This window comes from Janthinobacterium sp. 78, assembly GCF_003096775.1.
GTDB lineage: Bacteria > Pseudomonadota > Gammaproteobacteria > Burkholderiales > Burkholderiaceae_D > Janthinobacterium > Janthinobacterium tructae.
Map to the genome: position 1 here is coordinate 1046400 of NZ_QENT01000001.1, position 20569 is coordinate 1066968.

The window sequence follows — 20569 nt, forward strand, 5'->3', positions numbered from 1 at the left end:
CCATGCGTTCATTTCAACTCCCGGGCGCGCGCGCGATGCTTGCGCTCGCCTGCCTGGCACTGTGCGCAGCCGCGCCAGCGCGCGCCGACTGGCAGAAAGTGCAGCAGTCGGGTAGCCTGAAAGTGGCGGTGTATAACGAGTTTGCGCCGTTTTCCGACAAGGGCACGGGCATCGATATCGATATTGCCGAAGCGCTGGCCAAAAAGCTGGGTTTGAAACTAAGCTTGCTGCCCTTTCCCGCCGGTGAAAACCTGAACGACGATTTGCGCAATATGGTGTGGAAGGGCCATTACCTCGGCTATGGTCCCGCCGATGTGATGCTGCATGTGCCGGTCGATAAAAAATTGATGGCCGATAACGACAAGGTCGAGATCTTCGCGCCGTATTACGTGGAAACCGTGCGCCTGGCGCGCAGCGCGCAAGCTGTGCCGCAATTCGATGGCGTCGCTTCGCTGGCCGGCAAGCGTATCGGCGTGGAAAAGGTATCGATCGCCGCCATGCTGATGCTGGGTGAAGACAATGGCAAGTACCGCGACGACGTGCGTATCTTCGACACGGCGGCCGAAGCCTTGCAGCAATTGCAGGCGGGCAAGCTCGACGCCGTGCTGGCGAATCGTTCGGAAATCGAGTCGGTGCTGAAAAGCGATCCCGCTTTTCCCTTGAGCGAAGTGGCGTTCGCCCGCTTGCCGCGTGCCGGCTGGGCCGTGGGCCTGGCCGTCAGCCGCCAGCAACTCGACGTGGGCAAGTTGCTGCAGGCAGCCATGAATGAGATGGCGGCCAGCGGCGAATTGCAAGCCATCTTTGAGAAATATGGGGTGAAGGAAGCGCGGCCGTAACAGGCCATGCTAGTCAGGTAAAAAGCCCGCGTATCTTCCGATACGCGGGCTTTTTCTTTAGAAACTGTACTGGGCGCTAACCCCCAGCAACCAATTACGTCCTGGCGCCGCTTCATAGTAGCGCTTGTTGCTGTCGCCGACGATGACGGAGCCCACGTAGGTCTTGTCGAAAAGATTGTTCAGGCGGGCAAATTCCTTGAAGCGCCAGTTCCCTACGTTTTGCTTGGCATTGAAGCGCGCATTGAACACCGTGTAGCCGGGCGCCGGCTTTTCGCTGTTGCTGTCCTCCGCGTAGACCTGATTGCTGGCCACGCTTTCCAGCGCTGCGCCGAAACGGTCCAGCGTATCTTTCCAGGCCAGTTCCGCGAACAGGTTGGCGCTGGGGACGCCCGGCAAACGGCTGCCTTCGCGCACGCTGCCAAAGGCCTGGTCGTACACAGCGTGCAGGCTGGTGAGCGCCACTTTTGCCGTGAAGCCATACGGCAGGTTCGAATCCAGCGACACTTCCATACCCTGGCGCAAGGTCTTACCCGCATTGCGATAGCTGGTGCGTCCGCCGCTGGACTTGTCGACTACCAGTTCGTCATTCGTCTTGATCTGGAACACGGCCGCGTTCACCTGCGTGTTGTTGCTGATCCTGGCCTTGACGCCCGCTTCCAGGTTGGTGCTGGTGGCCGGTTTCAGTTGGTAATTGAAGCCGCCGCCCAAGCCCGAGTAAAACAGTTCATTCAAGGTAGGTGCTTCGAAGCCGCGCGCGGCGCTGGCGTAGACGTTGACGTTCGGCGTCAGTTTATACAGCAGGCCCAGTACCGGTGTCGTGTGGCTGAATTCCAGGCTGCCGCTGTCGTCGCCATTGCTGAGGAAGTGGTCGTTGACCGCCACTTTCATCTTGCTGTAGCGCACACCTGCGCTGAGCAGCCACGGTCCGCTTTGCCATTCCATCTGGAGATACGGATCGAGGCTGGAGACGACATCCTGCTCGTCGCGGCGCAGCTTGCCTTTTACGCCAAAGCTATTGCCGATGAAGTTTTCATAGCCGGTGCGGTCATCGCTCGAGCGGCCGTAGTCGATGCCGATGGTAGTGCTCAGCTTGCCGCCAGCCAATTGATTTACGTGCAGCCAGTTGGTATCGATGCCGTAGAACTGGCGCTGGAAGTCGACCACGCCGCCCGAATGGCTGGCCGGTGCCTGGAAACCTTTGGTGAAAGCCTGGTACTGGATGACATCGCGGTTGCCGCCATACACCATCACATGCAGGCGGTCATCGCCAAACGCTTGTTCATAGGTGGCGCCGATCTGCTGGTGGTCGATGCTCTTGCGCGTGTTGTAGCGCTCGGCCAGGGTGCGTTTCGGGTTCTGTGTATCCGTCGTGTCGATTTCGCCGGCGCGCGGGTCGCGGGCAAACGTGGCCCAGGTGGCGCCCAGCGGATCTTGCGTGTTGCCCTGGTGCAGGCTGTTGGCGACGATGGTCAGCTTGCTGTCCGCATTGGGCTTGACGGTGATCTTGCCGAACGCCTGTTCGCGCGTGGCGGCGCTGTGGTCGCGGAAGCCATCCGTGCGGAAGCGCGAACCGTCGAGCACGTAGCCGATGCCGCCTGCCTGGCCCTGCGCCGTCAGGTCCACCTTGCTGGTGCCGTAGCTGCCGCCCGTTACATTCAATTCGACGGACGGGGGATTTTGCCCATCCTTGGAAAACAGCTGGATCACACCGCCAGAATGGTTGCCATAGATGGCAGAAAACGGTCCGCGCAGCACTTCGATGCGCTCGGCCGTATCGAGGTTGAAGGTGGCGGCCTGGCCCTGGCCGTCCGGCATGCTGGCAGGAATGCTGTCGCTGATCAGTTTGACGCCGCGCACGCCGAAGGCCGAGCGGGCGCCGAAGCCGCGCGACGAGATCTGCAAGTCTTGCGCGTAGTTCTGGCGGTTCTGCACAACCAGGCCCGGCACGGCGGCCAGCGCTTCCGACGCATTGACGCGGATTTGACCATCCTGGATGCGGGCGCTGTCGACCACGTCGATCGAGGCCGGCACTTCCTGGCTGGGGTGGGCGATGCGGCTGCCGCTGACGACCACCGTATCCATGAGTTGCCCGTTGGCTGGGTCAGCTGCCTCGGCGGCGAAAACGTGGGGGGCGAGGGTGGCGCTGCCGGCGACAAACAGGCTGGCAATGGTGTTCAAGCGGAAACGATGCTGCATGCGGGTTCTCCAATGTGAATAAAAGCCTGCTTGAGCGCGTGAGCGGTACAGGTCTGCGTAGGTGTATCAAGCAATATGCCTGCCATGTCTCCATTGGTGGGCTGAAATTATACGCGTGTCCGTGGCACGGCGTTTGCTTACAGCAATTGTCAGAGGCGCCGCTACCGCGCGCTTTTCCTGTGTTTTTCCATTGAAAAGGTGATTATGCCCAACTTCTTCTCACGCTTGCGCCAGGTGTGCTGGCTGCTGCCTGTACTCGCCAGCAGCGCCCTCCAGGCCGCTCCTTTTGCCTATGTCCCCAATGAAAAATCGGGCACCTTGAGCGTGATCGACACGGCGACCGACCAGGTGGTGCGCCAGATCGCGGCAGGCAAGCGGCCGCGTGGCATTGCCGCCGACCCCACCGGGCGGCAATTGTTTGTCACCGATGCCGCCAGCAGCGCCTTGTTGCTGATCGATAACGCGACCGGCACGCCCGTGCGCACGGTGGCGCTGGGCAAGTCGCCCGAAGGCGTCAGCGCTACGCAGGACGGTCATTACGTGGCCGTGGCCGTCGAGGAAAACAATAGCGTGGCCTTGCTCGATGGCCAGACGGGCGTCTTGCTTGCCGATATCAAGGTGCAGGGACGCAATCCGGAACATGCCGTGTTCAGCCCGGACGGGCGCTGGCTGCTGGTCAGTGCGGAAGAGGCCGAGCAAGTCGATGTCATTGATGTGGCGCAACGCCGCCAGGTGGCTTCCATCGCCGTGGGCCTGCGTCCGCGTGGCATCGGTTTCAGTCCGGACTCCGGCCGCGCCTACGTGGCGTGCGAACTGGTCAACGCCGTGTATGTGATCGACATGGCCGCGCGCAAGGCGATTGCCACCATTCCAGCTGGCAAGAATGCCAACGGCATCGCCGTCCATCCTGGCGGCAAGCAGGTGTATGTCTCGAACGGCACGGACGGCACGGTGATGGTGATCGATACGGCCAGCCACCAGGTCACGGCCACCATTCCCGTCGGCAAGCGCCCGTGGAATATGGCCATCACGCCCGATGGCAGCAAGCTGTACGTGGCCAATGGCCGCTCGAACAGCGTTTCCGTCATCGATACGGCCAGCGCGCGCAAGGTGGCCGATATTGCCGTGGGCGAATTGCCATGGGGCGTGGTGATACGGTAGTGGTACAGGAGCAGGTGTTCCAGTCTGGTACACCTGTTCCATTGTGCAGCGGCGCAGGGGGCGCGATGCGGGCTGGCGTCCAGGCTGGCACGGATCGGAACAGGGGCCGCGCCGCTTGTTCAAAACGCCAACAGAGCCGCGCCCTCCGCTCAAGCCCGGGGCGTGCGCTGAAAAGCGCGCCGGGTTTGACGCCACGCCCTTGCAACAGGGGGAAAAGCGGCTAAGTTTGTAGTGGGATGGTGAGCTGGCACGGCATTTGCGGAAGACTCCGTGTACTCACCCCATCTGTACCAGGACGTTTGATTTTAATTAAAGCAATTCCATTCTAATTAACCCGATAGAGGACGACATGAATCTCGCAGACATCAGCAAACTGGGCGTAGCCAATCCCTTCAAACAACGCTATGACAATTACATCGGCGGTCAGTTCGTTGCACCAGTAAAAGGTGAATACTTTCCTAACATCACGCCCATCACGGGCTTGCCGTTTTGCGAAATCGCCCGTTCCACGGCGGAAGACGTCGAGCTGGCGCTGGACGCCGCGCATGCCGCCAAGGATGCCTGGGGCAAGACTTCACCCGCCGAGCGCGCCAATATCCTGAATCGCATCGCCGACCGCATCGAACAGAACCTGAGCCTGATCGCCACGGCGGAAACCATCGACAACGGCAAGCCGATCCGTGAAACGATGAATGCCGACATTCCGCTGGCCATCGACCATTTCCGTTACTTCGCCGGCTGCATCCGCGCGCAGGAAGGTTCCGTCGCGCAAATCGACGCGGAAACCTATGCCTATCACTACCATGAGCCGCTGGGTGTCGTGGGCCAGATCATCCCGTGGAATTTCCCGATTCTGATGGCCGTGTGGAAACTGGCGCCAGCCCTGGCCGCCGGCAATTGCGTGGTCCTCAAACCGGCCGAGCAAACCCCGGCGTCCATCATGGTGTTGATCGAACTGATCGGCGACTTGCTGCCACCGGGCGTGCTGAACATCATCAACGGTTTCGGCCTGGAAGCGGGCAAGCCGCTGGCGTCGAGCAAGCGCATCGCCAAGATCGCCTTCACGGGTGAAACGGGCACGGGCCGCTTGATCATGGGTTACGCGGCGCAAAACCTGATTCCCGTCACCCTGGAGCTGGGCGGCAAGTCGCCGAACATCTTCTTTGAAGACGTGATGGATGCCGACGATGATTATTTCGACAAGTGCCTGGAAGGCTTCACCATGTTTGCGCTGAATCAAGGCGAGGTGTGCACTTGCCCATCGCGCGTGCTGATCCAGGAATCGATTTACGAGAAATTCATCGAACGGGCCTTGAAGCGCGTGGCCGCCATCAAGCAGGGCAATCCGCTCGACTCGTCCACCATGATCGGCGCCCAGGCGTCGCAGGAGCAGCTGGAAAAAATCCTGTCCTACCTCGACATCGGCCGCCAGGAAGGCGCCGAAGTGCTGGCCGGCGGTGAGCGCCATACGCAGGCAGGCGACCTGGAGGGCGGCTACTACGTGCGTCCGACGGTGTTCAAGGGCAACAACAAGATGCGCATCTTCCAGGAAGAGATTTTCGGGCCCGTCGTCTCCGTGACCACCTTCAAGGATGAGGCCGAAGCGCTGGCGATTGCCAACGATACCTTGTACGGCCTGGGTGCAGGCTTGTGGACGCGTGACGGTTCGCGCGCCTTCCGCATGGGACGCGCCATCCAGGCGGGCCGCGTGTGGACCAATTGCTACCACCTGTATCCAGCCCACGCCGCATTCGGTGGCTACAAGCAATCGGGTATCGGCCGCGAAAACCACAAGATGATGCTCGACCACTACCAGCAAACGAAGAACTTGCTGGTGAGCTATAGCCCGAAAGCCCTGGGCTTCTTCTAAACCGGCAACAGGCGCCGCGCCCTTAGCCGGGGGCGGCGCGCAGAAAGGGATGCCATGAGTGCAGCAATTGCCCGGGTGGTCGCCACCGATGCGGCGCTGGAAATGATGGACAAGTTGCGCCAGCGTCACGGCCCGCTGATGTTTTTCCAGTCGGGCGGCTGCTGCGACGGCAGCGCGCCCATGTGCTATGCGCTGGGCGAGTTCGATGTCAGCGATACCGATATCTATCTCGGCAACTTGAATGGCACACCGTTTTACATGGGACTCGAGCAATTCGAGTACTGGGAGCATACCCAGTTGATTATCGATGTGGTCGATGGCAATGGCGGCATGTTTTCACTCGACAACGGCACGGGCAAGCGCTTCCTGACGCGCTCGCGCCTGTTCACCGATGAAGAGTGCGCGCTGTTGCATGCCCAGCCGCATGAGCACCGCAAGACCTGATACACACATACTAATAAAACAGAGGGAGATGATTGTGCAGAAAAAAATCATGGGGATCGTCGTCGGTTTGGGGTTGGCATCCTTGGCCTCGTTGGCCCAGGCGGCCGACGTGGGCAATGTCACCAATGCCATGCTCGACAACACGGCGAAGAATCCAGCCAGCGTGCTGTCGTTTGGCATGGGCACGCAGGGGCAGCGCTATTCGCCGTTGACGCAAATCAATGACAAGACCGTGGCCAAGCTGGTGCCGGCCTGGTCGTTCTCGTTTGGCGGCGAAAAACAGCGGGGCCAGGAATCGCAGCCGCTGATTCATAACGGCAAGATGTTCGTCACGGCATCGTACTCGCGCATCTTTGCCGTCGACTTGAAAACGGGCGCCAAGCTGTGGAAGTATGAGCATCGCTTGCCGGACGGCATCATGCCGTGCTGCGACGTGGTCAACCGCGGTGCCGCCCTGTATGGCAACCTGGTGATTTTTGGCACGCTCGACGCCTACTTGGTGGCGCTGGACCAGAACACGGGCAAGATCGTCTGGAAGGAAAAGGTCGACGATTATGCGGCCGGCTACTCGATGACGGCCGCGCCGCTGATCGCCGAAGGCTTGCTGCTGACGGGTGTGTCGGGCGGCGAATTCGGCATCGTCGGCCGGGTCGAAGCGCGCAACCCGATGACGGGCGACCTCGTGTGGAGCCGTCCGACGGTAGAGGGCCATATGGGCCACCGCTACGACAAGGATGGCAAGGCCATCGACAACGGCATCTCGGGAACGGTGAACAAAACCTGGCCGGGCGACCTGTGGAAAACGGGCGGCGCCTCGACCTGGATGGGCGGCACCTACGATCCGCAAACCAAGCTGGCCTATTTCGGCACCGGCAACCCGGCGCCATGGAACAGCCATTTGCGTCCCGGCGACAACCTGTATTCCTCGTCCACCGTGGCGCTGGACGTCAAGACAGGCCAGATCAAATGGGCGTATCAAAACACGCCCAACGATGCCTGGGATTTCGATGGCGCCAACGAGTTCGTCACCTTCGACATGGATGGCAAGCGCTACGGCGGCAAGGCCGACCGCAACGGTTTCTTCTATGTCATCGATGCCACCAACGGCAAGCTGCAGAACGCCTTTCCGTTTGTGAAGAAAATCACCTGGGCCAGCAGCATCGACCTGAAAACGGGACGGCCGAACTATATCGCCGCTGGCCGCCCAGGCGACCCGACCAAGGGAGAGGAGGGCAAGAAAGGCACGACCGTGTTTGCCGCGCCCGCTTTCCTCGGTGCAAAAAACCAGATGCCGATGGCCTACTCGCCGCAAACCAAGCTGTTCTACGTTCCCGCGAACGAATGGGGCATGGACATCTGGAACGAGCCGATCAGCTACAAGAAGGGTGGCGCTTTCCTCGGTGCCGGTTTTACCATCAAACCCTTGTTTGACGACTACATCGGCGCCATGCGCGCCATTGATCCGAAGACGGGCAAGATCGTCTGGGAAATCAAGAACAACGCGCCGCTGTGGGGCGGCGTGATGAGCACGGCCGGCAATCTGGTGTTCTACGGCACGCCGGAAGGCTACCTGAAAGCCGTCGACGCGAAGACGGGCAAGGAACTGTGGAAATTCCAGACGGGTTCCGGCGTCGTGGCGCCGCCCGTCACCTGGCAGGATGGCGATACGCAATATGTGGCCGTCGTATCTGGCTGGGGTGGTGCGGTACCGCTGTGGGGTGGCGAAGTGGCCAAGAAGGTCAACTTCCTGGAGCAGGGCGGTTCCGTGTGGGTCTTCAAACTGGCATCGAAGTAACGGGGTGAAACGCCCGGGCCATTCGGACGGGTGTCTCCCTGTCCGCCGGGCGCTTTCTTTTTGCTGACGGCCCAGGCCGTCAGTTTTTTGTTTACCAGTCTCTCCACTATGCATACTTGCGGTCAAAAAATGAACACTATCTGTGGCAATTGATCCGCTGCTGCACACGTTAACGACGCTTTTTCTCTTTCTCCCTCTGAGCAGTGCTGGGCACGCTTATTGCCAAAGCTTGAGGTACATCAATCACTGGTGTGCACACTAAAAACAGAGAAGAAAGAGGAGACGCAATGAACACATTGAGCAAGCTGGGGAGCCTGGGTGTCATGACAATCGCAGCGATGGGGCAGGCACAAGCCGTCGATATCAAGGCGGGAGACTGGACCGTGTCGGTGGGCGGCATCGTCAACGCCTATTACACGCAAGTGTCGTGTTCGGGCGATGCGGTGGGCGGGCTGGCGCTGGGTGGCCAGGCGCTCGGTTGCGGCGGCGAGAAGGACCGCACCACGATCGGCAATGGCTTGCTGCCGAATGGCTTGATTACCTCGGCAAGCTCGCGGTTGGGCGAGTACGACGTGAAAGCCTTGATCGGCATCTATAACTCGACGGCCACCGACAGCGCCATCAGCCAGAACAGCGTGGTCGATGTGCGCCAGGCCTTCTTCACGTTCGGCAATGCGGAAATGGGCACCTTCAAGCTGGGCCGCGACTACGGCATCTTCGGCGCGAATGCGATCCTGTCCGACATGACCTTGTTGGGTTCGGGTGCACCCGTGCAAGCGACGCAGCGGGGCCGGGTGACCCTGGGCCATATCGGCGCCGGCTACACCTATCTGGGAAACTATGGCCAGATCATGTACAGCTCGCCGAAGTCGGGCGGCTTTGGCGTCGATGTGGCGCTGGTCAGCCCCGTCTCCGATACGCCCATCGTGGCAGGCTCGACCTATTCCTCGAAGTCGAGTCCGCAAGTGCAGGCGCAAGTGACGTATGCGCAGGAGGGCTTGAAAGCCTGGCTGGGCGTGAAGTCGCAAAAATTTACCTCGAAAACGCCAGGTGTCGATGACCTGACCATGCGCGGCGTGGAAGTGGGCGGCTCGTACCAGATGGGCCCGGCCGGCGTATTGGTCAACTTCCAGGGCGGCAAAGGATTGGGGATACTCTCCGATGCGGACCAGGGCGATACCAAGTCGAAGAACTGGCTGCTGCAAGGCACGTATAAAACGACGGAGAAGCTGAAGCTGGGCTTGTCCTACGGCATCAGCAAGAACGACGACAACACGGCCGGCACGGGCGGCTTGAAGTCGAACGCCAACCTGACCCTGGGCGCGTACTACTCGCTCAACAGCGCGATCACCCTGGTGGGCGAACTGGGCCAGACGCGCTCGAAAGGCTTTACGGGCGGCGAAGCGAAGATGAATGGCGTGTCGCTGGGCGGCATTATTTTCTTCTAATTAATGAACGCGGCGCCTTGCGACAGGGCGCCGCACGGAGCACAGTGCATGCGGATAATGCGGTTGTTCATCGGATGCTGGCTATTTTTGTTCATTCTGGGACAGGCGTGGGCGGGCGTGCTCACCAAGGCCGAACTGGTACGGCGTTTTCCTGCTCCCATCGTCGTCGGCGACAAGGAGGCCGATTTGCCCGTCTGGCCCTTGTTCCGGCAAAACGCCACGGCCACCGAACTGGTCGGCTATGCGTTTGAATCGGTGGACCTGGCCCCGATTCCCGGCTTTTCCGGCGTACCCGTCAATCTGCTGATCGCCATCGATCCGAAAGGCAGTTTTCTCGACGTATCCGTGCTGTCGCACCACGAACCCGTGTTTCTCGACGGCCTAGGTGAAGCGCCGTTGTTCCAGTTCGTCAAACAGTACCAGGGCTTGTCGCTGAAACAGAATATCGCCATCGATGCCAAGACGAAACGCGCACCGGATGCGACGCACGCCGATATCGACGGCGTGTCGAAGGCCACGGCCTCCGTGCGCATCATCAACCAGAGCGTGCTGGCGTCAGCCTTGAAAGTATCGCGCAAAAAACTGGGTTTTGCGCAAGGACGCGACCCGGACCAGATCGCCCGCATCCGCATGGAGGTGTTCGAGAAACTCGGCGCGGCGCAGATGCTCGAACAGGGCTTGATTCAGCATGTACGCCTGAGCAACAAGGACGTGGAAACCCTGTTTGCCGGCAGTCCCGGCGCCGGACTCGATGTGGAAGCCGCGCGCGCGCCGGACGGCGTGTTCATCGACCTGTACCTGGCGTATGTCTCCGTGCCCACGGTGGGACGCAATCTGTTGACGGAGCGCAGCTGGAACAAACTGCGCAACCGGCTCGACGAGGGCGACCACGCCATTCTCGTCATGTCGCGCGGGCGCTACAGCGTGCTGGGTGACGATTTCGTGCGCGGCACCGTGCCGGACCGGCTGTTGCTGAAGCAGGATGGCTTGCCCATCGACATGCGCGACCTGGACCTGGAATTGCGCTTGTCGGAAGGGACTGCGTTGCCGACAGAAAATATCGCCGTGTTTCGCATCATCAGCCAGGCGGGGCTCGATGCGGCCAGCCCGCTGGCATTTTCTCTCCCCATCACGCGCAACAAGGGCATCGTGTATCCGGAACGCATCGCTCGCAACGTGGATTTCAGCTACCGCCTGCCTGCTGATTTTTATAGCGCACCGCAAGGCGACGATGCCACATGGCGCGGCACGTGGAAGAACCGCAAGGCTGAGTTGCTGCTCTTGCTGGCCGGGATGGCGCTGCTGGCCGGCGCATTGACTTGGCAGAAACGCCTGGTGCGCGATGGCCGGCAATTTACCTGGTTCCGCAACCTGTTCCTGGTGTTTACCATCGCTTTCATCGGCTACTACGCGCAGGGGCAGTTATCGATTGTCAATATCACGGGTGTCATCCAGGCCCTGCTGGCGGGGCGCAGCCTGGGCTTTTTCCTGTTCGATCCGATGACGGTGATCCTGTGGGCTTTCGTGCTGCTCAGTCTGTTTATCTGGGGGCGCGGCACGTTTTGCGGCTGGCTGTGTCCGTTTGGCGCCCTGCAGGAATTCACGGGCAAGCTGGGTCAGTGGTTGCGCTTGCCGCAGTGGAAGATCAAGCCGCGCCTCGACGGGCGCTTGAAATGGATCAAGTATGGCTTGCTGGCGGCCATTCTTGGCAGCAGCATGTTTTCCAGCCAGATCACGGACAAGCTGGTGGAGCTGGAGCCGTTCAAGACGGCCATTACCCTGAACTTCGTGCGCGCCTGGCCCTTCGTCGCCTATGCCGTGGGCTTGCTGCTGCTTAGCAGTGTTTCCTACAAATTCTTTTGCCGCTATCTATGCCCGTTTGGCGCGGCGCTGGCGCTGCTGGGGCGCTTTCGCTTGTTCAACTGGATTCCCCGCCGCAAGCAATGCGGCACGCCTTGCCAGACTTGCCGCCACCGTTGCGAGTATCACGCCATCGCGCCCAGCGGGAAGGTCGATTACGGTGAGTGTTTCCAGTGCATGGATTGCGTGGTGATTTACGCCAGCGATGAAAAATGCGCACCCTTGATGCTGGAAATCAAGCGTGCCCGTACCATTCCCATCGTCCGGGCCACGGCAGAGGAGAGCAGCAATGCAGCGTAGAACCTTTATTTCCGCAGCGATCGGCAGCGTGGCCGGCATGGCGGGCTTGTCCTTGCCTGGCAGCATGGCGCGCGGCACGGCCACGGCGTCCGGCGTGCGGCCTTATCAAGGCGCCGCGTTGGCGTTTGGCACGACGATCACCGTCACCGTGTTGCACCACGATCAGCACCAGGCCGAACTGGCGATTGAAGACGCCTTGCATGCGGCCAGGAATATCGACCGCCTGATGAGTATTTACAGCCCGGCCAGCCAAGTCTTCCAGCTGAATCGTGACGGCCGTCTGGCCCGGCCGGACGCGCATCTGCTGGCCGTGCTGGCGCAGGCGCAAGCCTTGTCGCAATCGAGCGATGGGGCGTTTGATATCACCGTGCAACCCTTGTGGCAGCTGTTTCGCGCGGCGGCAGACCAGGCAAGCTTGCCGACGGACACATTGCGTCGTGCCGCGCAGGCGCGGGTAGGCTGGCGGCAACTGGCGTGGGATCGCCGCGAAGTGCGTTTTCTTCAGCCCGGCATGGCGCTGACCTTGAATGGCCTGGCGCAAGGCTACGCGGCGGACGTGGCGCTGGCGGCCGTGCAGGCGCGCGGCATACGGCACGCGCTGCTCGACACGGGTGAGTTCATTGCGCGCGGACAGCGCTCCCTGCGCCGTCCGTGGACCTTGGGCATCCAGGACCCGCGCGACGCAGAAATCCTGGCGGCCACCTTGCAAGTGGAGGGGCGCAGCGTGGCCACGTCAGGCGATTACGAATGCACGTTTACGCCCGACTTCGTGCATCACCATATCTTCGACCCAGCGAACGGTGATTCGCCGCGCGAACTGGCCAGCGTGACCGTGCTGGCGCCCACGGGCTTGCTGGCTGATGGCTTGTCGACGACCTTTATGGTGACGGGGGCCGCGCGCGCGCATGCGATGGCCGCACACATGCAGGGCGTCGACCTGATGACCATCGACAAGTCGGGGCGGCGCGAGATGTCGCCCGGCTTTGCCCGTTTACTCTAGGTCATTTCAGATGCGGTACCTTGCGATAGATCGTGTTGCGCGACACGCCCAGGGCCCGCGCCGTGGCCGAGACGTTGCCGCCGTGGGCATCGAGCGACTTGAGAATCGCGCTTTGTTCCATTTCTTCCAGGTTGGCGCCGGCGGCGATCATGCGGTCGGTGCTGGCGCTGGCGGCATGGGCTTGCGTCATCTCAATATCGTCGAGGAAATCATCAGGCATGTGGCGCAGACAGATTTCATGCTCGTCGCCTGCCATGACGATGGCCGTGCGCAACAGGTTCGTCAGTTGGCGGAAATTGCCTGGCCATTTATGCTGGTGGAACATGCGCAGGATGTCCGGCGCCACCGTGTAGCGCGTATCGGGCGCTTCCGTTGCGAGGATTTTCTTGACGACCGTGTCCAGGTCGGTGCGCTCGCGCAGCGGCGGCAGTTTGACCACCAGGCCATTCAGGCGGTAATACAGGTCTTCGCGGAACAGTCCCTTGGCCATGCGTTCACGCAAGTTGTGATTCGTGGCGCAAATAAGTTCCACATTGACGGTGATCGATTTGCTGCTGCCCAGCGGCGTGACCATGCGTTCCTGCAGCACGCGCAACAGCCGCGCCTGCAAGCCAAAGGGCATGTCGCCGATTTCATCGAGGAACAGGGTGCCGCCATTGGCTTGCAGGATCTTGCCGATGGCCCCTTTCTTGCGCGCGCCCGTAAATGCCCCATCTTCATAGCCGAACAGTTCAGACTCGATCAGGGTTTCCGGGATCGACGCGCAATTGACGGCGATAAACGGTCCCATCGCCCGCGGCGAGTCGTTATGGATAGCTTGCGCCAGCAATTCCTTGCCGGTGCCTGTCTCGCCCATGACGAGGATGGGGATATCGCGTCCCAATACCTTGTTGACCTTTTCGATCACCAGTTCCAGTTGCGGATCGCCCGTGCGCAAGTAGCGCAGGCCGGACAGGCGGCGCGCCGCGTTGGCCGCATGGCTGGCCGGCGCGGGAACCTGGGCCGGCACGGCGTTGATATCGCTATGGTCGGTGCTGGCAGTGAAGCCGTGCTGGAAGACGCTATTGGACAGGCGCAACTGTGCGCGCCCGTACACGCGCACGCCGCTGTGCATGCACAGATTCAGCAAACCGGGCGAGGCCGTGCGGTAATGTTCGTACAAGGCGGAAACGGGCAGGCCGAACAGGGAACTGAAGGTATGGGATTGCAGCGCGGCGAATGACAGGCCCAGCTGGAACAAACCGTTTTTATTGGCGGATAAAAACCGCCCGCCCGGCGTGAATGAGGCGATGCCTTCCATCAAGGTGCCGATGAATTCGGGACGCGCGTGGAAGTGCACGGTGATGGCGTCCTCGAAGGTGGCAGAAAAAAGTTGATTTTCGATCATCAGCGCCGACATGCGCACCAGGGCCATCGTATGCTTGTGAAAGCTGCGCTGATCGCTGGACACGTCCAGCACGCCGATGACATTGCCCCGGTGGTCGGTGATCGGTGCCGCGGAGCACGTCAGGAAATGATTGGCGGCCAGGTAATGTTGGTCCGCATGGACCAACGTCGGTACTTTTTCCGTGATGGCCGTGCCGATGGCATTCGTGCCGCGGCTTTGTTCCGACCATGCCACGCCCGGCTGCAGCGCCACGCGGTTGGCTTTCTCCAGGAAATCATCGTCGCCCAGCGAATGCACGATCACGCCGTTGGCATCCGTCAAGATCACCATATTGTGCGTGTTGACGATTTGCTGGTACAGCGTTTCCATGGCGGGCAGCGCGTGCGTGTGCAGCATGCGGTTTTGCTCGATCAGCAGTGACAGATCGGATTTGCCGGCCGGCGTAAAGTCGGGCGTGGCCGTGGGCGACAGGCCAAAGGCGACTGAACGCTGATGGGACGTTTCGATGATGACGGGGACGTTGTCTTGTCCTGCCGGCAAAATGTTCGCGTCCGCGATGGACGAAAACGGTGCGCTACGGTAAGTAGCTGACGGTTGATACATGATCTCGTTGCCTCCGTTGGGCCCTGTACTGCGGCGCTCTTTTGAATATCGAGAGTGTTCCATAATGTAGCACCTGTCACAGATGGGAGCAAAGCAAAGCGAACCGGGCTGTCCCCAGTGTTGCTGCCAGGCCCAGAGTTGCTGCCATCAGTGTGTAGTGCATATGTCTGTATAAGCAAGTGCGGTGCCAGGGCTGTTTCTCGGAACTGAAAAATAGCCCTTGCCGGGTGCGCGGGGCAGGGCTATAATTCGCCCCCTCGCTGAACGATGCATGCAAATGCCGAGTGAAGTGGGAAATAAAGAAGGTTGACGAAATTCTGAAAAAGCTTCATACTCTCCCTTCTTCGCAGCTGACAAACACAACGCTTTGTCGATAGCTCGAAAGTAGCACCGAATACCGTTCTTTAACAATTAACAGTCGATAAGTGTGGGCATTTGATGTAAGTGCAGCGCCAATCTTCGGATTGGCGTCTAACTTAAAATATCAAATGTTCACAAGAAATAATGAAATAGGATACTTCTTCGGAAGTAGCCTGTCAGTTTTTTGAGTGAGCAAATCTTTTGCAATGCAAAAGATTTGGATGGTAGTGATGCTGTCCGACCTGTCAGAAATGACATTAAACAGAGATTAAACTGAAGAGTTTGATCCTGGCTCAGATTGAACGCTGGCGGCATGCCTTACACATGCAAGTCGAACGGCAGCACGGAGCTTGCTCTGGTGGCGAGTGGCGAACGGGTGAGTAATATATCGGAACGTACCCTAGAGTGGGGGATAACGTAGCGAAAGTTACGCTAATACCGCATACGATCTAAGGATGAAAGTGGGGGATCGCAAGACCTCATGCTCGTGGAGCGGCCGATATCTGATTAGCTAGTTGGTAGGGTAAAAGCCTACCAAGGCATCGATCAGTAGCTGGTCTGAGAGGACGACCAGCCACACTGGAACTGAGACACGGTCCAGACTCCTACGGGAGGCAGCAGTGGGGAATTTTGGACAATGGGCGAAAGCCTGATCCAGCAATGCCGCGTGAGTGAAGAAGGCCTTCGGGTTGTAAAGCTCTTTTGTCAGGGAAGAAACGGTGAGAGCTAATATCTCTTGCTAATGACGGTACCTGAAGAATAAGCACCGGCTAACTACGTGCCAGCAGCCGCGGTAATACGTAGGGTGCAAGCGTTAATCGGAATTACTGGGCGTAAAGCGTGCGCAGGCGGTTTTGTAAGTCTGATGTGAAATCCCCGGGCTCAACCTGGGAATTGCATTGGAGACTGCAAGGCTAGAATCTGGCAGAGGGGGGTAGAATTCCACGTGTAGCAGTGAAATGCGTAGATATGTGGAGGAACACCGATGGCGAAGGCAGCCCCCTGGGTCAAGATTGACGCTCATGCACGAAAGCGTGGGGAGCAAACAGGATTAGATACCCTGGTAGTCCACGCCCTAAACGATGTCTACTAGTTGTCGGGTCTTAATTGACTTGGTAACGCAGCTAACGCGTGAAGTAGACCGCCTGGGGAGTACGGTCGCAAGATTAAAACTCAAAGGAATTGACGGGGACCCGCACAAGCGGTGGATGATGTGGATTAATTCGATGCAACGCGAAAAACCTTACCTACCCTTGACATGGCTGGAATCCCGGAGAGATTTGGGAGTGCTCGAAAGAGAACCAGTACACAGGTGCTGCATGGCTGTCGTCAGCTCGTGTCGTGAGATGTTGGGTTAAGTCCCGCAACGAGCGCAACCCTTGTCATTAGTTGCTACGAAAGGGCACTCTAATGAGACTGCCGGTGACAAACCGGAGGAAGGTGGGGATGACGTCAAGTCCTCATGGCCCTTATGGGTAGGGCTTCACACGTCATACAATGGTACATACAGAGCGCCGCCAACCCGCGAGGGGGAGCTAATCGCAGAAAGTGTATCGTAGTCCGGATTGTAGTCTGCAACTCGACTGCATGAAGTTGGAATCGCTAGTAATCGCGGATCAGCATGTCGCGGTGAATACGTTCCCGGGTCTTGTACACACCGCCCGTCACACCATGGGAGCGGGTTTTACCAGAAGTAGGTAGCTTAACCGCAAGGAGGGCGCTTACCACGGTAGGATTCGTGACTGGGGTGAAGTCGTAACAAGGTAGCCGTATCGGAAGGTGCGGCTGGATCACCTCCTTTCTAGAGTTTGCACGAGTCAGGTAACTGATTCACGCATCAAATGTTCACACTTATCGGCTGTTAATATAAAGAACAGCATTTGGGGCTGTAGCTCAGCTGGTTAGAGCACCGTGTTGATAACGCGGGGGTCGTTGGTTCGAGTCCAACCAGCCCTACCAGTTTCTGTAGTCTGGAAATACCCTAGGGGGATTAGCTCAGCTGGGAGAGCACCTGCTTTGCAAGCAGGGGGTCGTCGGTTCGATCCCGTCATCCTCCACCAAAAGTTCAAACGTAAATCAGTGCTGATAAGTGCACCGGGATTTAGGTTTGGTCTTTTCGAGATCAAGTGCTGTATGTTCTTTAACAATCTGGAAGAAGTAAAGATTATTTATTGATTGGTTTGCCGTAAAAAGCAAATCGATGGGTAATGATTGTATGTATCAACAAACAAGCAACAACGTTGTACTTTCTTATCCCTGTAGCGCTCTTTCCTCATGCAAATGATGAGAGGCTAACGTTATAGGGACAAGCGAATAAGTGCACATGGTGGATGCCTTGGCGATTACAGGCGATGAAGGACGTAGTAGCTTGCGATAAGCTGCGGGGAGTGAGCAAACACACTTTGATCCGCAGATTTCCGAATGGGGCAACCCACCCTTTTAGGGTATTGCATACTGAATACATAGGTATGCAAGGCGAACGCGGCGAACTGAAACATCTAAGTAGCTGCAGGAAAAGAAATCAACCGAGATTCCCAAAGTAGCGGCGAGCGAAATGGGAAGAGCCTGCATGTTTTAGCATGACGCATAACAGAATCCTCTGGAAATGGGAGCCATAGACGGTGATAGCCCGGTACGTGAAATGCGATGTGTGGAACTAAGCATGCGACAAGTAGGGCGGGACACGTGACATCCTGTCTGAATATGGGGGGACCATCCTCCAAGGCTAAATACTCGTAATCGACCGATAGTGAACCAGTACCGTGAGGGAAAGGCGAAAAGAACCCCGGAAGGGGAGTGAAATAGATCCTGAAACCGTGTGCATACAAACAGTAGGAGCGGACTTGTTCCGTGACTGCGTACCTTTTGTATAATGGGTCAGCGACTTACATTCAGTGGCAAGGTTAACCGCATAGGGAAGCCGTAGAGAAATCGAGTCCGAATAGGGCGATCAGTCGCTGGGTGTAGACCCGAAACCAAGTGATCTACTCATGGCCAGGATGAAGGTGCGGTAACACGCCCTGGAGGTCCGAACCCACTAATGTTGAAAAATTAGGGGATGAGCTGTGGGTAGGGGTGAAAGGCTAAACAAACTTGGAAATAGCTGGTTCTCTCCGAAAACTATTTAGGTAGTGCCTCAAGTATCACCATCGGGGGTAGAGCACTGTTATGGCTAGGGGGTCATTGCGACTTACCAAACCATTGCAAACTCCGAATACCGATGAGTGCGAGCTTGGGAGACAGACGTCGGGTGCTAACGTCCGGCGTCAAGAGGGAAACAACCCAGACCGCCAGCTAAGGTCCCAAAGATTGGCTAAGTGGAAAACGAAGTGGGAAGGCTAAAACAGTCAGGATGTTGGCTTAGAAGCAGCCATCATTTAAAGAAAGCGTAATAGCTCACTGATCGAGTCGTCCTGCGCGGAAGATGTAACGGGGCTAAGCCAGTCACCGAAGCTGCGGATATTGTTCTGTGATTTATCACAGATATATATGGTAGGAGAGCGTTCTGTAAGCCTGCGAAGGTGTCTTGTAAAGGATGCTGGAGGTATCAGAAGTGCGAATGCTGACATGAGTAGCGATAATGGGGGTGAAAAGCCTCCACGCCGTAAGCCCAAGGTTTCCTGTTCAACGTTCATCGGAGCAGGGTGAGTCGGCCCCTAAGGCGAGGCAGAGATGCGTAGCTGATGGGAAGCAGGTTAATATTCCTGCACCGTCGTATGATGCGATGGGGGGACGGATCGCGGAAGGTTGTCCAACTGTTGGAATAGTTGGTTTTTGGCTCATAGAAGGCGCTTAGGCAAATCCGGGCGCGGAATTCAAGGGGTTGAGACGAGTGCACTTGTGCATGAAGCAATCGGAAGTGGTTCCAAGAAAAGCCTCTAAGCTTCAGTCATACGAGACCGTACCGCAAACCGACACAGGTGGGCGAGATGAGTATTCTAAGGCGCTTGAGAGAACTCGGGAGAAGGAACTCGGCAAATTGGTACCGTAACTTCGGGAAAAGGTACGCCCCGGTAGCTTGACTGGTTTACTCCAGAAGGGTGAAAGGGTTGCAATAAACTGGTGGCTGCGACTGTTTAATAAAAACACAGCACTCTGCAAACACGAAAGTGGACGTATAGGGTGTGACGCCTGCCCGGTGCTGGAAGATTAAATGATGGGGTGCAAGCTCTTGATTGAAGTCCCAGTAAACGGCGGCCGTAACTATAACGGTCCTAAGGTAGCGAAATTCCTTGTCGGGTAAGTTCCGACCTGCACGAATGGCGTAACGATGGCCACACTGTCTCCTCCCGAGACTCAGCGAAGTTGAAATGTTTGTGATGATGCAATCTACCCGCGGCTAGACGGAAAGACCCCATGAACCTTTACTGTAGCTTTGCATTGGACTTTGAACCAATCTGTGTAGGATAGGTGGGAGGCTTTGAAGCGGGGACGCTAGTTCTCGTGGAGCCAACCTTGAAATACCACCCTGGTTTGTTTGAGGTTCTAACCTTGGTCCGTTATCCGGATCGGGGACAGTGCATGGTAGGCAGTTTGACTGGGGCGGTCTCCTCCTAAAGTGTAACGGAGGAGTTCGAAGGTACGCTAGATACGGTCGGACATCGTGTTGATAGTGCAATGGCATAAGCGTGCTTAACTGCGAGACTGACAAGTCGAGCAGGTACGAAAGTAGGACATAGTGATCCGGTGGTTCTGTATGGAAGGGCCATCGCTCAACGGATAAAAGGTACTCTGGGGATAACAGGCTGATTCCTCCCAAGAGTTCATATCGACGGGGGAGTTTGGCACCTCGATGTCGGCTCATCACATCCTGGGGCTGTAGCCGGTCCCAAGGGTATGGCTGTTCGCCATTTAAAGTGGTACGTGAGCTGGGTTTAAAACGTCGTGAGACAGTTTGGTCCCTATCTGCCGTGGGCGTTGGAAATTTGAAGGGGGCTGCTCCTAGTACGAGAGGACCGGAGTGGACGTATCTCTGGTGTACCGGTTGTCACGCCAGTGGCATTGCCGGGTAGCTAAATACGGAAGAGATAACCGCTGAAAGCATCTAAGCGGGAAACTTGCCTTGAGATGAGATTTCCCAGAGCCTTGAGCTCTTTGAAGGGTCGTTCGAGACCAGGACGTTGATAGGCTGGGTGTGGAAGTGCAGTAATGCATTAAGCTAACCAGTACTAATTGCCCGTACGGCTTGTCCCTATAACCTTAGCAGGTACAGAGGATAAGACGGTACAACGTTGTGCGTTTGTTGATACTACTATTCATTACCCCAATCTTTGCTTCTTCCAGATTCAGGCTTTGTCGCTCCACTGAGG

At 58.0% G+C, this 20569-nt stretch carries 10 protein-coding genes, 2 tRNA genes and 2 rRNA genes; 12 read left to right on the forward strand and 2 right to left on the reverse strand.

Annotation, left to right across the window (positions count from 1 at the left end; genetic code table 11):
• Positions 1 to 2 precede the first annotated feature (2 nt).
• Positions 3 to 836 (forward strand): transporter substrate-binding domain-containing protein, encoded by an 834-nt coding sequence (locus C8C92_RS04585; protein ID WP_243420116.1) that lies wholly within the window; start codon positions 3 to 5, stop codon positions 834 to 836.
• Positions 837 to 893: 57 nt separating this feature from the next.
• Here the strand turns inward: C8C92_RS04585 and C8C92_RS04590 are convergent, their stop codons facing one another.
• Positions 894 to 3032, reverse strand: coding sequence for a TonB-dependent receptor (locus C8C92_RS04590; protein ID WP_116743132.1), 2139 nt, complete (start codon positions 3030 to 3032; stop codon positions 894 to 896).
• Between the two features lie 204 nt (positions 3033 to 3236).
• Here C8C92_RS04590 and C8C92_RS04595 point away from each other — a divergent pair, with 204 nt between their 5' ends.
• The 7 genes from C8C92_RS04595 (at position 3237) to C8C92_RS04625 (ending at position 12910) form a co-directional block, all read left to right on the forward strand.
• Positions 3237 to 4193 carry a beta-propeller fold lactonase family protein gene (locus tag C8C92_RS04595; RefSeq protein ID WP_116743133.1) on the forward strand — a complete coding sequence of 319 codons (957 nt, stop codon included), beginning with the start codon at positions 3237 to 3239 and terminating at the stop codon, positions 4191 to 4193.
• A gap of 349 nt (positions 4194 to 4542) precedes the next feature.
• Positions 4543 to 6063: an aldehyde dehydrogenase gene (gene adh, locus C8C92_RS04600; protein WP_099760759.1), complete on the forward strand. Its 1521-nt coding sequence runs from the start codon at positions 4543 to 4545 to the stop codon at positions 6061 to 6063.
• 54 nt (positions 6064 to 6117) lie between these two features.
• Positions 6118 to 6507 carry a DUF779 domain-containing protein gene (locus tag C8C92_RS04605; RefSeq protein WP_034756816.1) on the forward strand — a complete coding sequence of 130 codons (390 nt, stop codon included), beginning with the start codon at positions 6118 to 6120 and terminating at the stop codon, positions 6505 to 6507.
• 28 nt (positions 6508 to 6535) lie between these two features.
• Positions 6536 to 8302: a methanol/ethanol family PQQ-dependent dehydrogenase gene (locus C8C92_RS04610; RefSeq protein WP_099760758.1), complete on the forward strand. Its 1767-nt coding sequence runs from the start codon at positions 6536 to 6538 to the stop codon at positions 8300 to 8302.
• Between the two features lie 287 nt (positions 8303 to 8589).
• On the forward strand, positions 8590 to 9750 hold the full coding sequence (locus C8C92_RS04615; RefSeq protein ID WP_243420117.1) for a porin: 1161 nt from the start codon (positions 8590 to 8592) through the stop codon (positions 9748 to 9750).
• 87 nt (positions 9751 to 9837) lie between these two features.
• Positions 9838 to 11910 carry a 4Fe-4S binding protein gene (locus C8C92_RS04620; RefSeq protein WP_243420118.1) on the forward strand — a complete coding sequence of 691 codons (2073 nt, stop codon included), beginning with the start codon at positions 9838 to 9840 and terminating at the stop codon, positions 11908 to 11910.
• Entirely contained in the window at positions 11900 to 12910 is a 1011-nt protein-coding gene (locus tag C8C92_RS04625; protein WP_116743135.1) for an FAD:protein FMN transferase, read from the forward strand. Before C8C92_RS04620 ends, C8C92_RS04625 begins: the two co-directional genes overlap by 11 nt.
• Position 12911: 1 nt before the next feature.
• Here C8C92_RS04625 and C8C92_RS04630 read toward each other — a convergent pair whose 3' ends face one another.
• Positions 12912 to 14900: a sigma-54-dependent Fis family transcriptional regulator gene (locus tag C8C92_RS04630; protein WP_243136199.1), complete on the reverse strand. Its 1989-nt coding sequence runs from the start codon at positions 14898 to 14900 to the stop codon at positions 12912 to 12914.
• A gap of 630 nt (positions 14901 to 15530) precedes the next feature.
• Here C8C92_RS04630 and C8C92_RS04635 point away from each other — a divergent pair.
• From C8C92_RS04635 to C8C92_RS04650, 4 genes are all read left to right on the forward strand, one after another.
• A 16S ribosomal RNA gene (locus C8C92_RS04635) occupies positions 15531 to 17061 on the forward strand.
• A gap of 81 nt (positions 17062 to 17142) precedes the next feature.
• Positions 17143 to 17219 (forward strand) — tRNA-Ile (locus tag C8C92_RS04640).
• Positions 17220 to 17244: 25 nt separating this feature from the next.
• Positions 17245 to 17320: transfer RNA gene (locus C8C92_RS04645), tRNA-Ala, on the forward strand.
• Positions 17321 to 17563: 243 nt separating this feature from the next.
• A 23S ribosomal RNA gene (locus tag C8C92_RS04650) occupies positions 17564 to 20453 on the forward strand.
• The 16S and 23S rRNA genes sit together here with 2 tRNA genes alongside, the layout of an rRNA operon.
• The last annotated feature ends 116 nt before the right edge of the window (positions 20454 to 20569 follow it).